The organism is Paraplanobispora siamensis (genome assembly GCF_016863175.1).
Classification (GTDB): domain Bacteria; phylum Actinomycetota; class Actinomycetes; order Streptosporangiales; family Streptosporangiaceae; genus Planobispora; species Planobispora siamensis.
Map to the genome: position 1 here is coordinate 52443 of NZ_BOOJ01000075.1, position 14728 is coordinate 67170.

General features: G+C 73.0%; 15 protein-coding genes. 5 read left to right on the plus strand and 10 right to left on the minus strand.

Annotation, left to right across the window (positions count from 1 at the left end):
- Positions 1–8: 8 nt before the first annotated feature.
- Complete coding sequence (locus Psi01_RS38020) at positions 9–662, minus strand: response regulator (RefSeq protein WP_204069030.1); 654 nt, start codon at positions 660–662, stop codon at positions 9–11.
- The gene (locus tag Psi01_RS38025; protein WP_204069031.1) at positions 650–1786 is read right to left on the minus strand and encodes a sensor histidine kinase; all 1137 of its coding nucleotides are present in this window, start codon (positions 1784–1786) and stop codon (positions 650–652) included. Before Psi01_RS38025 ends, Psi01_RS38020 begins: the two co-directional genes overlap by 13 nt.
- Before the next feature lie 131 nt (positions 1787–1917).
- On the opposite strand from Psi01_RS38025, the gene Psi01_RS38030 reads away from it, so the two are divergent.
- The 3 genes from Psi01_RS38030 to Psi01_RS38040 are packed head-to-tail and all read left to right on the plus strand — an operon-like array spanning position 1918 to position 4067.
- Positions 1918–2313 (plus strand): DUF6069 family protein, encoded by a 396-nt coding sequence (locus tag Psi01_RS38030; RefSeq protein ID WP_239128334.1) that lies wholly within the window; start codon positions 1918–1920, stop codon positions 2311–2313.
- A 45-nt stretch (positions 2314–2358) separates the two neighbouring features.
- Complete coding sequence (locus Psi01_RS38035) at positions 2359–3282, plus strand: ABC transporter ATP-binding protein (RefSeq protein ID WP_204069032.1); 924 nt, start codon at positions 2359–2361, stop codon at positions 3280–3282.
- A 44-nt stretch (positions 3283–3326) separates the two neighbouring features.
- The gene (locus tag Psi01_RS38040) at positions 3327–4067 is read left to right on the plus strand and encodes an ABC transporter permease (protein ID WP_204069033.1); all 741 of its coding nucleotides are present in this window, start codon (positions 3327–3329) and stop codon (positions 4065–4067) included.
- Positions 4068–4171: 104 nt separating this feature from the next.
- On the opposite strand, the gene Psi01_RS38045 is transcribed toward Psi01_RS38040, so the two are convergent.
- Positions 4172–5125 (minus strand): helix-turn-helix transcriptional regulator, encoded by a 954-nt coding sequence (locus Psi01_RS38045; protein WP_204069034.1) that lies wholly within the window; start codon positions 5123–5125, stop codon positions 4172–4174.
- 61 nt (positions 5126–5186) lie between these two features.
- On the opposite strand from Psi01_RS38045, the gene Psi01_RS38050 reads away from it, so the two are divergent.
- Complete coding sequence (locus tag Psi01_RS38050; protein ID WP_204069035.1) at positions 5187–7418, plus strand: ATP-binding cassette domain-containing protein; 2232 nt, start codon at positions 5187–5189, stop codon at positions 7416–7418.
- A 19-nt stretch (positions 7419–7437) separates the two neighbouring features.
- On the opposite strand, the gene Psi01_RS38055 is transcribed toward Psi01_RS38050, so the two are convergent.
- The 5 genes from Psi01_RS38055 to Psi01_RS38075 all read right to left on the minus strand — a co-directional run bounded on the left by Psi01_RS38055 (position 7438) and on the right by Psi01_RS38075 (position 12526).
- A complete protein-coding gene (locus Psi01_RS38055; protein WP_204069036.1) occupies positions 7438–8586 on the minus strand; it encodes a hypothetical protein in 1149 nt (382 codons plus the stop codon).
- A 131-nt stretch (positions 8587–8717) separates the two neighbouring features.
- The gene (locus Psi01_RS38060; RefSeq protein WP_204069037.1) at positions 8718–9173 is read right to left on the minus strand and encodes a MaoC family dehydratase; all 456 of its coding nucleotides are present in this window, start codon (positions 9171–9173) and stop codon (positions 8718–8720) included.
- Positions 9174–9215: 42 nt separating this feature from the next.
- Positions 9216–10697: an acyl-CoA synthetase gene (locus Psi01_RS38065; RefSeq protein ID WP_204069038.1), complete on the minus strand. Its 1482-nt coding sequence runs from the start codon at positions 10695–10697 to the stop codon at positions 9216–9218.
- A 12-nt stretch (positions 10698–10709) separates the two neighbouring features.
- Positions 10710–11591, minus strand: a complete 882-nt coding sequence (locus Psi01_RS38070) for an amidohydrolase family protein (protein WP_204069039.1) — start codon at positions 11589–11591, stop codon at positions 10710–10712.
- A gap of 23 nt (positions 11592–11614) precedes the next feature.
- Complete coding sequence (locus tag Psi01_RS38075) at positions 11615–12526, minus strand: SDR family oxidoreductase (RefSeq protein ID WP_204069040.1); 912 nt, start codon at positions 12524–12526, stop codon at positions 11615–11617.
- A gap of 105 nt (positions 12527–12631) precedes the next feature.
- Here Psi01_RS38075 and Psi01_RS38080 point away from each other — a divergent pair, with 105 nt between their 5' ends.
- Positions 12632–13510: a PaaX family transcriptional regulator gene (locus tag Psi01_RS38080; protein ID WP_204069041.1), complete on the plus strand. Its 879-nt coding sequence runs from the start codon at positions 12632–12634 to the stop codon at positions 13508–13510.
- Positions 13511–13637: 127 nt separating this feature from the next.
- Here Psi01_RS38080 and Psi01_RS44445 read toward each other — a convergent pair whose 3' ends face one another.
- The gene (locus tag Psi01_RS44445; RefSeq protein ID WP_204069045.1) at positions 13638–13850 is read right to left on the minus strand and encodes a hypothetical protein; all 213 of its coding nucleotides are present in this window, start codon (positions 13848–13850) and stop codon (positions 13638–13640) included.
- 53 nt (positions 13851–13903) lie between these two features.
- The gene (locus Psi01_RS38090; RefSeq protein ID WP_239128339.1) at positions 13904–14491 is read right to left on the minus strand and encodes an amidase family protein; all 588 of its coding nucleotides are present in this window, start codon (positions 14489–14491) and stop codon (positions 13904–13906) included.
- Between the last annotated feature and the right edge of the window lie 237 nt (positions 14492–14728).

Genomic DNA, 14728 nt, shown 5'->3' on the forward strand with positions numbered 1-14728 from the left:
CAGACCGGTCAGGTGAGGCCCGCGTCGTGGACGAGGAGGGCGATCTGGGTGCGGTTGTCCAGGCCGAGCTTGGTCAGGATGCTGGAGACGTGGGCTTTCACGGTTGTGACGCCCATAGCGAGATCGGCGGAGATGTCGGCGTTCGTCCTGCCCTGGGCGATCGCCAGCGCCACCTCGCGTTCGCGCGGGGTGAGGGCGGCCAGCGCGGCGCGGGCGCGCTCGTAGGCGCCGGCCTGGGCGACCGTGCGCTCCATCAGCCGCCGGGTGATGCGCGGGGACAGGATCGGGTCTCCCGCGGCGACCCGGGTGATCGCTTCCACGATCTGCTGGGGCGAGGTGTCCTTGAGCAGGAACCCGGCCGCGCCCGCGCGGAGCGCGTGCAGGACGTTCTCGTCGGTGTCGAAGGTGGTCAGTACGATCACCTCGGGCGGCCGGGTCCGGGCGCGCAGCCGGCGGGTGGCGGTGATGCCGTCCACGCGGGGCATGCGCAGGTCCATCAGGACGATGTCGGGGGCGTGGGCGTCGGTGGCGGTGACGGCCTCCTGGCCGTCGGCCGCCTCGGCGACGACGGCGATGCCGGCGGCGCCGTCGATCATCATGGACAGTCCGGCACGGACCAGGGCGTCGTCATCGACCAGCAGCACGCGGATCACGCGGGCCATGGTAGCCGGGCCTGGAGCCGGAACTCCGCCTCGGTGCCGTGGTGGTCCAGCTGCCCGCCGGCCAGCCGTACCCGCTCGGTGAGCCCGACCAGGCCCAGCCCGCTGCCGGGCGCGATGGGGGTGGTCTCCGCCGGGGGCAGCGGGTTGCGGATGTCGATCAGCAGGGGCGTGCCGGGAGCGCCGCGCAACAGCACGTCGACCGGCTGGCCGGGGGCGTGTTTGCGGGCGTTGGTGAGCCCTTCCTGCACGACCCGGTAGGCGGTGCGGGACGCGGCCGGCGGCAGGGCGGCGATGTCGGCGATCTCCTCGCGCAGCCGTACCGGCTGGCCCGCCTGCTGCGCGTCGGCGATCAGGCCGGGCAGATCGGCCAGACCCGGCCGGGGCGCGAGTTCGTCCAGTTCGTCGTCCTGCTCGCGGAGCAGGACGATCACCTGGCGCAGCTCCTCCAGCGCCTGGTGGACACCGGCGCGGACCACCCCGGCGGCCGCGGCGATCCGGTCGGGCGAGGAGTCCGGGCGGTACTCCAGGGCGCCGGCGTGGGTGGCCACCAGAGACAGGCGGTGGGCCAGCACATCGTGCATCTCTCTGGCGAGCCGGCGGCGTTCGGCCATGCGGGCCTCGGCGACGCGTCTGCCCTGTTCGGCCTCGGCGCGGTGGGCTCGTTCGCGCAGGGAGCCGAGCAGGGCACGGCGGGAGCGGGCCAGCGCGCCCCAGCCGAGCAGCGCGCCGTAGGCGGCGCAGATCAGCAGCAACCACCACGACAGGGAGATGCCGGAGTTGGGCCGCCACAGCCCCTGGGCCAGATGGGCCGCCATGCCCGCGGCGGTCACCGCGGCCGCGACGGGAAAGCGCCTGCGCTGGGCCACCTGCAGCGCCCCCGTCGTCGCCGCCGGAGTGGCCACCGGGGAGAGCGCGGCGAGGAGGGTGGCGGCCAGCGCCCCGTGGACCGGCCACCACAGCTGGGCGACCGCGGCGACCAGGCTCACCGCCGCGATCGCCACGTCCAGCCCCCAGGTGGGCCGGCCGGCCTGGCCCCACAGCGACACGGCGGTCAGCACACCGATCCCGAGGACCATGCCGGCTATCGCGAAGGGGTGCGGGCGCGGGGGCCGGATCTTGCTCATCGGCCCAGGCTAATCGGCGGTACGGCGGATCCATCACCTACCAAAGTCGGACCCGTGCCCCACCCGGGGAGGGCACGGCCCGACCGCGCGCCCGATGTGGCGGGGAGGGCTTCCGGGCGAGGCTGAGCGACATGAACTCCTCCACCGCAAGCATGAACACCTCCGCCAGAAGACTGCTCACCGTGATCGGCGCGCCCGTGGCCGCCCTGGCCGTCTGGGCCCTGGCGACCGCGGTGGTCGGAACCGAGCCGACCGTGCGGATGGGCGACGGCACGCAACCGGTCGGGCCGGTACCGGTCGTGGTGACGAGCCTGCTGGCCGGGCTGGCCGGCTGGGCGCTGCTGGCCGTTCTCGAGCGGTTCGCCTCCAGGCCCGGCCGGATCTGGACGATCGTCGCCCTGGTCGTGCTCGTCCTGTCCCTGTCCGGTCCGCTCGGCGGCGCCGTCGGCGTCGCCGCCACGCTGGTGCTGGTCCTGCTCCACCTGGTAGTCGGCGCCGTACTCGTTCTGGGACTGCCGCGGCGATGAACGCCCCCTGCCGGACAACAGTGAAGACGACACAGGAGAGATGACATGACGATCCTCGCCCAGGCCATCGAGGTCACCCGCCGCTACGGAGACATGCTCGCGCTCGACCGCGTCTCGCTCGACATCCGGGCCGGTGAGCTGATCGGGCTGCTCGGCCCGAACGGCGCCGGCAAGTCCACCCTCATCAACCTCTTCGCGGGACTGCGCAGGCCGACGTCGGGCACGGTGAAGCTGTTCGGCGGCTCGCCGCTGGATCCGGCCATGCGGCGCGGCATCGGCGTGACCCCCCAGGAGACCGGGCTGCCCGAGTCCCTGCGCGTCGGCGAGATCGTCGACTTCGTCTCCGCGCACTTCCGCGAGTGCGTCGGCACGGCGGAGCTGCTGGCCAGGTTCGGCCTCGGCGACTTCGCCGGCCGGCAGGTCGGCGGACTGTCCGGCGGGCAGCGGCGGCGGCTGGCGGTGGCGCTGGCCTTCGCGGGCCGGCCGCGGCTGGTGTTCCTCGACGAGCCCACGACCGGGCTGGACGTCGAGGCCAGGCGGACGCTGTGGGACGGCATCAGGGCCTTCCACCAGGACGGCGGCACCGTGCTGCTCACCAGCCACTATCTGGAGGAGATCGAGGCCCTGGCCGAGCGCGTCGTGGTGGTCGGCGGCGGCCGTGTGCTGGCCGACGACAGCATGCGGGCCGTCCGCGACATGGTGGACGCACGGCGCGTCTCCTTCGCCGCCGGGGAACTGCCCGAGCTGCCGGGCGTGCTCGGCGCCGAACGCGCGAACGGCCGGATCGACCTGCTCGTCAGCGACCCCGACCGGCTGGTCGTGGAGCTGGTGCGCAGCGGGGTGCCGTTCTCCGGCCTGGAGATCAGGCCGGCCACGCTGGAGGAGGCCTTCCTCACCCTCACCTCCAAGGACGCCGCCGTGTCCGGCCTGATCCCGTCCACGCCCGGCCGGACCCTCGCCCACGCCTAGCCGGACCCTCGCCCACACCCCCCTCGCCTCGAAGGAGGCCGCCCATGTCCAGCCTGATTCTCGCCCACACCCGCTACCTCGTGATCGAGCAGATCAGAGTGCCGATCGGGATCCTGGCCAGCGCGTTCTTCCCGGCCGTCTCGATGCTGGCGTTCGTGGTGCCGTTCACCGGCCAGGACGCGACGGCCGCGACGACGGCGACGGGCTCGCTGATGTTCTTCGGCTCCATGTCGTCCGCACTGATCGGCCTCAGCAGCGCCGTCTCCCAGGACCGCGAGCTGCCGTGGAACCCGTACCTGCGCACACTGCCCGCGGGCCCGCTCCCGCGCTTCGCCGGCCGGGTCCTGTCGACGCTCATCGTCGTGCTGCTCTCGGCGATCCCCGTCCTGCTGGTGGGGGCGCTGCTCACGGAGGCGACGATCACGCCGGCCGGGCTGCTGCTGGGGTTCGGCGCGCTGATCGTGGGCGTCGTGCCGTTCATGCTGATGGGATTGTTCGTCGGCTTCATGCTGGTGTCGAAGGCCGCGATGGCGGTCTCGCAGCTGCTGTTCTTCCCGATGGCCATCCTCGGGGGACTGCTGCTGCCGCCGCAGGTCCTGCCGGAGTTCGTGCAGGCCCTCTCGCCGTATGTGCCCACCCGGGGTGCGGCCGAGCTGATCTGGTGGGCGACCACGGGCCTGCGCCCGAGCGCGGTGTCGCTGGTCATGCTGGCCGTCTGGACCGGTGTCATGGCGGCCGCCGCCATCTGGGCCTACCACCGCGACGAGGGCAGGCGCTTCTCCTGACCCCTGGCCCCCTGGCCCCCTGGCCCCCTGGCCCCCTGGCCCCCTGGCCCCGGACTCTCCGGCCTCTCAGACATCGGCCCCCGGACATCGGCGTCCGGGGGCCGTCACCTTTCGCCGAGCAGGCGGGCGCCGAAGGCGCGCACGGCGTCCCGGAAGGCCGGCGGCTCCTCGACGGTGAAGCCGGCGTCGAGGAACGCCAGGCTCAGCAGCAGCCACTGCCAGGTGTCGAGCGTCAGCACGGCCCGGGTCCGCCGCTCGTCCAGGGCCAGGAGCTCGACCTCCTGGTGCTTGAAGGCGTCGGCGACGGCGGGCAGGGGCGCCTGCAGGGTCAGGACGACGCGCTCGCGGTCCCTGGCGATCCCCTGGCGGAGATAGTCGAGCGCGCTGCCGGCGGGCAGCGGCCTCGGGGCGAACGTGCCGGTCGAGGTCCGCAGGCCGGTGACGCGGTCCAGGCGGAAGACCCGCCAGTCGTCCCTGCCCAGGTCCCAGGCCAGCAGATACCAGCGCAGGTTGTGGTGGACGTGGCGGTACGGCTCGGCGCGCCGGGACGTGGCCGAGCCGTCCCTGCCGGTGTAGTCGAAGGCGACGGCGTGACGGCGCTGGATGGCCTCGGCCAGCGAGGACAGGACGTCGGCGCTGACGCTCGGGGCGGGGGAGGCGCCGGTCTCCAGGCTCGCGCGAAGCTGGGCGGCGCGGTGCCGCAGCCGCTTGGGGAGATAGTGGTCGACCTTGCCGTAGGCCCGGGTGGCGGCCTCGTCCACGCTGCCCTCGGCGGCGCTGCCGGTGGCGGCGAGGGTGGCCAGCCCCAGCAGGGTCGCGACCGCCTCGTCGTCGTCGAGCACGAGCGGCGGCATCGCGGTTCCCGCGACGAGCCGGTAGTGGCCTCCGGGACCGGGCCGGGTCTCCACGGGATAGCCGTAGCCGCGCAGGCGGTCGACGTCGCGGCGCAGGGTCCTGGGGCTGACGCCGAGTCGTACGACGAGCTCCTCGCCGCTGAACGCCCGGCCGCTCTGCAGCGTGGCCAGCAGGGCGAGGATGCGCTCGGTGACGTCCGCCATGCCTCCAGTCTCCTCGAAATCGCGGCCAGGATATGGCCACATCTGATCGTAGCCTCGTCATATGCCCAAGCACACGATTCGCATCCGGGGTGCCCGGACCAACAACCTGAAGTGCCTGGACGTGACCATCCCGCGCGGCCGGCTGGTCGTGTTCGTCGGGGTGTCGGGGTCGGGCAAGTCCTCACTGGTGTTCGACACGATCGCGGCGGAGGCGGGACACCAGCTCAACGAGACGTTCCCGCCGTTCGCCCGCAACCGGCTGCCGAAGTGGACGCGCCCCGAGACCGAGGAGATCGAGGGGCTCTCGCCGGTCGTGGTGATCGACCAGCGCAGGCTCGGCGGGAACGCCCGCTCCACGGTGGGCACGATCACCGACGCCTGGACCTACCTGCGGCTGCTGTTCTCACGCGTCGGCTCACCCCACGTGGGCGAGTCGAACCACTTCTCGTTCAACGACCCCGCCGGCATGTGCCAGGAGTGCTCCGGGCTCGGCGAGGTTGTGGTCAGCGCCGTCGAGCGGTTCCTGGACCTGGACAGGTCGCTGGCCGAGGGCGCGATCCTGCTGCCCGGGTTCGGCAACGGCGGCTACTGGTACTCCCAGTACGCCGACATCGGCAGCTTCGACGCCGGCACTCCGCTGCGGGAGTGGACGCAGGGCGAGCGCGAGGCGCTGCTGTACGGCGGCGAGCACGCCGCGCGGCTGGGAACCAGGCCCCCCAAGGACTACGAGGGCGTGGTGGAGCGCTTCGAACGGATCTATCTGCACACCTCCGACAGCCTGTCCGACCGCAAGAGAGAGGTCATCGACCGCTTCACCCGCTCGGGGACCTGCCCCGCCTGTCACGGCGACCGTCTCAACGAGGCGAGCCGTACCGTCACCGTCCTGGGCCGCACCATCGGCGAGATGGCCCGCATGGAGATCACCGAGCTCGCCGACCTGGTGGAGGGGGTGGACGACCCGGCCGTCGCCCCGGTCGTGGCGGCTCTGACGGACAGGCTGCGGGCCATGGTCACCATCGGGCTGGGCTATCTGCACCTGGGCCGCGCCACCACCACCCTGTCCGGCGGGGAGTCGCAGCGGATCAAGACCGTCAAGCACCTCGGCAGCAGTCTCATCGAGATGCTCTACATCTTCGACGAGCCCACCGTCGGCCTGCACCCGCACGACATCGCCTCCATGACCACCCTGCTGCGGCGGCTGCGCGACAAGGGCAACACCGTCCTGGTCGTCGAGCACGACCCCGCCGTCATGGAGATCGCCGACCAGATCGTCGAGATCGGGCCGGACGCGGGCACCGGCGGGGGAGAGCTGGTGTTCCAGGGCACCTTCGAGGAGCTCCGTACGGCGCGCACGGCGACCGCCGCGGCCCTCGGCGACCGGACACGGGTCGCCGCCGAGCCGCGGACGGCCACCGGCGCGGTCACGGTGACCGGCGCCACCCGCAACAACCTCAAGAACCTGACCGTCGACATCCCCACCGGGATCCTCACCGTCCTGACGGGGGTCGCCGGGTCGGGCAAGTCCAGCCTCGCGGCGGAACTGGTCGCCCAGCACGACGCGATCGTGATCGACCAGCGGCCGGTCGGCGCCAACCGCCGCTCCACCCCCATCACCTACACCGGGATCGCCACCACCGTCCGCAGGCTCTTCGCCCGGCACAGCGGCCTGCCCGCCGGGCTGTTCAGCGCCAACTCCGAGGGCGCCTGCCCCGGCTGCGACGGGCTGGGCGTCATCTACACCGACCTGGCCTTCATGGACGGCCAGGAGACCGTGTGCGAGACCTGCCACGGGCGGCGTTTCACCGCCGAGGTGCTGCGCCACCGGGTCAACGGGCTGTCCATCGCCGACATCGACGATCTGACGATCACCGACGCCATCGGGCAGCTGCCGGACGAGCAGATCCACCGGGCGCTGGTGCATCTCGAACAGGTCGGGCTCGGCTATCTCCGTCTCGGCCAGCCGCTGACGACGCTGTCCGGCGGCGAGTGCCAGCGCGTCAAGATAGCCAGGGAACTGCGCGAGGCCGCCGAACCGGCCCTGTACGTCCTGGACGAACCCACCACGGGCCTGCACCTGCGCGACATCACCGCCCTGCTCGGCGTCCTGGACCAGCTCGTCGAGCGAGGGCACACCGTCGTGGTGATCGAGCACAACCTCGACGTCATCCGGCACGCGGACTGGGCCATCGACCTCGGCCCGGGCCCCGGCAGGCACGGTGGCCGGATCCTCTACCAGGGCCCGGTCTCCCGGATGACCGGCACCGTCACCGCCGCCGCCCTGCAGGGCGTCTAGCTACCTCGCGGAGACCCCCTCATCTGATCGTGGAGGAGGTCACCAGCGGCCGGCCGCCGGCGCCGAGGAAGAAGACGCCGGGGAAACCCCTGGTCTCGAACCCGGCGCTGCGGTTGCGGCGCAGGGTGGAGCGCTCGACGCGCAGGGTGCCGGTGCGGTCGTTGCTGACGAAGAAGACGGCCCCGCCGCCCTCGCGGGCGTGGTTGTCCGTGACGATCGACCCGGCGATCCGCACGGTGAACCTGTTGCCGTCGGCGTAGACGGCCCCGCCGCTGCCGCCGCCCGGGGTCCCGGCCTTCGCCGGGTTGGCGCCCCGCCCGACGGCCCTGTTGTGGGTGAAGACGCTGTTGAGCACCTCCCACGACACCCCGATGCTGCTCAGCGCACCGCCGTTGGAGCACACGCCGCCCTGGCCGGCGGCCCCGCCGAACGTGCTGGAGACGACGTGGACCGGCAGGTCGCGCCACTGGTCGAGCACCCGGATGGCGGCTCCTCCCACGTCCGGGCCGGTGGGATCGCAGCGGTTGCGGACGAACCGGGAGTTGATCACTGTGAGCCGGCCGCCGCGCACGAAGATCGCTCCGCCCCCGCCCCCGTCGAGCCGCTCCCCGGTGGCGTCGCCGTCCGCGAACGTCAGGTTCTGCACGGTGAGCCGGGGGGTCTTCTGGTCGTCGCAGTGCGAGGTGGTCCACACCTGGGCCTTGTCGCAGGTGTTCATGTAAAGGATCCGCCGCCTGCCCGCGCCGCTGAGCGTCACCTTCCCGCCGCCGTCGATGACGACGCGCGGGCTGGTGTTGCGGACCTTGGCGGTGGCGGTCAGCTTGATGGTCACCGGCCGGGGGCCGCAGGAGAAGGTGATGACGCCGCCCGCGGCGACCGCCCGCACCACGGCCCGGGAGGTGCAGCTTGCGGGCGTGCCGTCACCGACGACCCGCGTCGGCCGCGAGGTGTCGACCGGCCGGGCCTCGGCCGGTACGGCCGCGCGGCCACGGGGGTTTCCCGGTCCGGGCGCCTGCGCAGCTCCGGCCTGTGACGTCCCGGTCTGCGCCGCTCCGGCCTGCGATGCCCCGACCTCCGACGTCCCGATCTGTTCGGAACCGGTGTACGGCCGGGCCGCCGCGGCCGGTGGCCCGCCGATCCACGCAGTCGAAACGGTGATTACCGACACCAATGAGACAAGAAGTGCGTTACGCCGGAATCGCATGGGGCGAGGCTAACGGGGGATCGATGACCGTACCGCCGCTTTGGCGACATCCACCGCGCCCACCCGTGCCCGCCGCATCCGCCGCGGCCGGCCCGTCAGGCGTAGTGACGGTAGACGGCCTGGGCCACACAGGCGGGCTTGTCGCCGCCGTCGATCTCCACGGTGAAGGTCAGATGCATCTGCACGCCTCCGTTGACCTCCTCCACCGCGTCCACGACGCCGGCCAGGCGGATCTTCGCCCCGACCCGGACGGGGCTGGGGAAGCGGACCCTGTCCAGGCCGTAGTTGATGCTCATGGAGACGCCACTGATCTCCAGCAGCCGGTTGAACAGGGGGATGACCAGCGACAGGGTCAGGTAGCCGTGGGCGATCGGGGCGCCGAACGGGCCGTCCGCGGCCCGCTCGGGATCGGTGTGGATCCACTGGTGGTCGCCGGTGGCGTCGGCGAAGGCGTTCACCCGGTCCTGGGCGATCTCCATCCACTCCGTGCGCCCGAGGTCGGTTCCGGCCAGGGCCTTCACCTCGTCGAGCCCGTGGGCGGTGGTGGTCATGGCAGGGGTCCTTCCGGTGAGAGCGGCACTGCGAGGGGGACTTCAGACGCCGGCGGCCGGAGCCGCGTAGGAGACGCGGAGCGCAGGCTTGAGGATCTTTCCCGAGGGGGTGCGCGGGATCGTCTCGGCCCAGACGACGGACTTGGGGATCTTGTACTTGGCGAGCTGCCCGTGCAGGAAGCCCAGGATGTCCCCGGCGGAGGCGGTGGAGCCCGGCCTGAGCACGACGACGGCCCGGCCGACCTCGCCCCAGACCGCGTCCGGGACGCCGATGACGGCGCAGTCGGCGACCTCGGGGTGGAGCAGGATCGCCGACTCCACCTCGGCCGGATAGACGTTCTCCCCGCCGGAGACGAACATGTCCTTGACCCGGTCGACGATGTAGGCGTAGCCGTCCTCGTCCGTCCGGCCGACGTCCCCGGTGCGCAGCCACTCGCCGCGGGCGAGGGGCTGCGCGCCCCAGTAACCGGTCATGACGTTGGGCCCCTGGACGATGATCTCGCCGTTCTCGCCCGGCGCGGCGTCGCGGCCGTCGGAGCGCACCACGCGCACGTCGGTGAAGAAGTGCGGCACCCCGGCCGAGCCGGCCTTGGCCACGGCCTGCTCCGCGGGCAGATACAGGACACCGGGGGAGGCCTCGGTCATGCCGTACCCCTGGCTGAAGGCCAGGCCGCGCTCCAGGTAGGTCTCGATGGTGCGCATCGGGACCGGGGCGCCGCCGCAGTTGAGCGTGCGCAGGCTCGACAGGTCGGTCCCGGCCCAGCGGGGGTGGGCGGCCATGGCGTCGAACATGGTGGGCACGCCGAACATTTGCGTGATCCGCCCGGTCTCGATCAGCTCCAGCACCCGGCCGGGGTCGAAGGCGCCCAGCAGCACCACCTGGCCGCCCTTGAGCAGCGTGGGCAGGCACGTCATGTTCAGGCCCGCGGTGTGGAACAGCGGGGCGACCACGAGCGTCACCTCGCCGGCGGTCAGGTCGGTGTCGATCAGGACGTTGACGCTGTTCCAGGTGATGTTGGCGTGCGAGAGCACGGCCCCCTTGGGGCGTCCGGTCGTCCCCGAGGTGTACATGATCATGCAGGGGTCGCCGGGGGAGACCGGCTCGTCGATCGGCTCCCCGCCGGACCGGGCGATCAGCTCCTCGTAGTCGTCCAGCGAGACGCGGTGCGGGACCTCCAGCGCCGCCGCGGTCTCCGACGGGGCGTGCACGAGCACCGCGGCGCCGGAGTCGGACAGGTCGAAGGCCAGTTCCGGTACGGCCAGCCGGGTGTTGAGCGGGACGAACACCGCCCCCAGCGTCCCGGCCGCGAACAGCGTCTCCACGAACGAGGGGTGGTTGGGCCCCAGGTAGGCGACCCGGTCGCCGCGCCGTACCCCCAGGGCGCGCAGGGCGTGCGCTAGGCGCAGCACCCGCTCGTGCAGCTCCCGATAGGTCGTCTGGCGCCCCTCGTGCACGAGGGCGATCCGGTGGGGGGTCCTGCGGGCCCGGCGGGCGGGCCAGGACCCGATGCCCTGGTTACGCACGGTCGTCCCCCGTCACTTGGCGTCCAGCCCGAGCAGCCGGGCCGCGTTGTCCTTGAGGATCAGCGGCCGGACGTCCGGTTTGATGTCGAGCTGCTCGAAGTCGGCCAGCCAGCGGTCGGGCGAGATGACCGGGTAGTCGGAGCCGAACAGCACCTTGTCCTTCAGCAGCGTGTTGGCGTAGCGCACCAGCTGCGGCGGGAAGTACTTCGGCGACCAGCCCGACAGGTCGATGTGGACGTACGGCTTGTGCGTGGCGACCGCGAGCGCCTCGTCCTGCCAGGGGAAGGACGGGTGCGCCAGGATGATGCGCAGCTCGGGGAAGTCCACGGCCACGTCGTCGACCAGCATGGGATCGGAGTACTTCAGCCGGATGCCGCCGCCGCCCGGCACCCCCGCGCCGATGCCGGTCTGCCCGGTGTGGAACAGCGCGGGGACGCCCAGCTCCTCGATGACCTCGTACAGCGGGTAGGCGATCGGGTCGTTGGGGGCGAAGCCCTGGATGCTGGGGTGGAACTTGAAGCCGCGCACCCCGTGCTCCTCCACCAGCCGCCGGGCCCGCCTGGCGCCCGCCCGCCCGCGCCAGGGGTCGACGCTGGCGAAGGGGATCAGGATGTCGGCGTGCTCGGCGCAGGCGGCGGCGACCTCCTCGTTGGGGATCGGCGGGTGCCCGGTGGCGGTCTCGGCGTCGACGGTGAAGACCACCGCGGCGATGCGGCGCTCGCGGTAGTGGGCCGCCATCTCGGCGATGGTCGGCTCCCGGGTGCCGTGCACCTTGAAGTAGCGGGTGGAGGCGGCCGACAGCTCCGGGCTGAGCGAGTGGTGCCCGTCGGCGGAGATCTCCGCGTGGGTGTGCACGTCGATGGCGACGAGGTCGTCCAGGTTGATCGACGTCATCATCGGGTCCTTTCGCGGACGGTTCAGGCGCCGGGCGCCTGCGGGGCGGGGATGCCGTAACTCTGCGGCTCACGGCCGACCGAGACGGGCCAGGCGGCGGCGATGGCGTCGGCGCTCCAGCCGCCGTCGGCGTAGGCGGTGACGATCTCCTGCGGGTGCGACCACAGGGCGAGCTTGTCGCCGCCGACGCCCACGCACTGGCCGGTGACCCCCGCGGCGGCATCGGAGGCGAGGAAGACGACCAGCCCGGCGACGTCCTCGGCGGTGCCGAAGCCCTCGGCCTTGCGCAGCCGGTCCGGCAGCGGCTCGCCGTTCTTCTCCAGCGCCTCGACGTAGGGGGCGAAGGCCGGGATCGTGCGGGTCATCCCGGTCGCCGCGACGGGGACGATCGCGTTGACCGTGACGCCCGAGCGGGCCAGCTCCAGCGCCCAGGTGCGGGTCATCGCCGCGATGCCGGCCTTGGCCGCGGCGTAGCTGGTCTGGCCGAAGTTGCCGCGCTGGCCCGCGGGGGAGCAGGCGGTGACGATGCGGCCGCCCCCGCCCTGCTCGCGCATGCGGATCGCGGCGGCGCGGGCGCAGGTGAACGTGCCGCGCAGGTGCACCCGGACCACCTCGTCGAAGTCCTCGTCCGACATCTTCCACAGCACCCGGTCGCGCAGGATGCCCGCGTTGGCGACCATGACGTCCAGCCGGCCGAAGGCCTCGACGGCGCGGTCCACCAGCGCCTGCGCGGTCTCGCCGGTGCCGACCGGCGCCACCTCGGCGACGGCCCGCCCGCCCGCGGCGGTGATCACCTTGACCGCCTGCTCGGCGGCCCCGGCGTCCACGTCGTTGACCACGACCGCCGCGCCCGCCGCGGCCAGCGCGGAGGCGTAGGCGAAGCCCAGGCCGCGTCCGCCGCCGGTGACGATCGCTGTCTTGCCCGTCAGATCCACTGCAGGACTCCTCATCTCACGCGACTGCGCACCCCGACGTTAGACAATGAAACGTTGGCAGTCAATAAATTGTCGAACTTCGTCGGGCGGCCCTACACTTGCCGCGTGACGACACCGGACGCTGTGATCGGCAACCCCGTGACCATGGACGGGACCGCGACGGATGAGCAGACGGGCTCGCCGCGGCCGCAGTCCCTGATGCTGAGCTTCCTGGGCCTGCACGTCCTGGGCCGGGAGATCGCGGTCTACTCCGGCAGCGTCATCGACGTGCTGGCCAGGGTGGGGGTCTCGGAGGAGGCGGTGCGCGCCACCCTGGCCCGGATGGTCCGGCGGGACCTGCTGACCCGGCACCGCCGGGGCCGCAAGATGTACTTCGGGCTCACCGAGCGCTCCAGCGCCGTCCTGCGCGACGGCCACGACCGCGTCTGGAGCGCCGGGGCGGTCAACCGTGAATGGGACGGCACGTGGACCCTGGTCGGCTTCTCCCTGCCCGAGGCCTGGCGCCGCCAGCGGCACGACCTGCGCACCCGGCTCATCTGGGCGGGCTTCGGCCCGCTGCAGAACGGCCTGTGGATCGCTCCAGGCCAGGTGGACGTCCCCCGCGTGGTCGCCGAGCTCGGCCTGGACGACCACCTCAATGTGATGAGGGCCCACGCCGCCGAGCCGACCGAGGCCGCCCAGCTCGTCCACCGCGCGTTCGACACCGCGGGCATCGCCGCCCGCTATCGCGCCTTCCTGGAACGCTGGGACCGCCCCGACCCCGTGCCGGCGGTCCCCGACGACTTCACCCGCCAGCTGCTGCTGCACACCGACTGGCTCCAGCTGGTGCGCTCCGACCCCCACCTGCCGGCCGAGCACCTGCCCGCCGACTGGCCGGCCATCCGCGCCGAGCACCTGTTCCGCACGCTGTCACACCGCTACGACGCCACCTCCCGCGAGCAGGCCGCGCTCACCCTGGACACCGTCGCGACCTCGGGCGGCTGACGCCCGGCCCGGCGCGCGGCGGCTTCGACGAGGCGGTGCGGTACGGCGCGCGGCGGCTTCGACGAGGCGGCGCCGTACGGCATGCGGCGGATCCGGCGTGGCGGCGCCGTACGGCGCGGCGGTGGGTTCAGCGGGGGTCGATCGGGGTGAGCCGGGGCGCCCGGTCCTCGATCGCCTGGGCGGCGTCGAGGATGACGTCCTCGGCGGGCCGCCCGCCGATGAGCTGGACGCCGATCGGGAGCCCGTCGGCCGGTCCCACCGGCACCGAGACCCCGGGGAACCCCAGGACCGGCACGGCGGTCATCGGCCACTGCGCCGCGATGACGGCGCGCCCGCGCACCGGGTCGTCGATGTCGGCGTCCTGCTCGAAGGGCGGCTCGGCGCTGACCGGGGTCAGCAGGATCCGGTCTCGGCCGAGCAGCTCCTGCAGCCGGGTGATGAGCGTCGCCCGGCGGGCCCAGCCCTGGATGCAGGCGGCCAGGCCGGGCCGCTCGCCCCCAGCTCGGCGGCGTACTCGTAGGCGTAGCCCATGTGCGTGCGCAGCGCCTCGTCCATCTGCAGCATGCCGGGCAGGCCGGGCCGCATGTCCTCGAACAGCAGCAGGGACCACAGCCGCGAGGCCTCGGCCGGCAGCGGCAGCTCCGGTTCCTCCACCTCGTAGCCCGCCTCGGCCAGCCACCGCGCCGCGCTGTCCAGCGCCTCGCTGACGGCCGGGTGCGGCTTGGCCAGGCCCACGTCGCGCACGATCCCGACCCGGACCGGTCCCGCCGCGGGCGCGGCCCCGGGCAACGCGGGCACGCCGAACGGGTCGCGCAGGTCGATGCCGGCCATCACCCGCAGGGCCAGGCGCGCGTCGGCCACGGTCCTGCCCATCGGGCCCTCCACCGCCCAGGACTGGAAGGTGGGCGGACCCTCGATCGAGGTGTCCTCGGGCGCCGTCCAGTCGGAGACCAGGCCGACCGTCGGGCGGATGCCGACCACGCCGCAGCACGCCCTGCTCTGAGAGGCCCTCGCCCGGCCCGGCGCCCGGCTCGTACGGCCTGCGCCCGTACTGCTTGCTTCGATCTTGTACGGCCTGCGCTGCGTTTGCACGGCTCGCTCCGAGCTTGTCCGGCCTGTGGGCATGCCGGCTCGACGCGATGAGGCCCCGTCCCTCGGTGGGACGGGGCCTCATCGGCACGGGGCCTCGGCCGGGTGGGGCCTCGGCCGGACAGGACC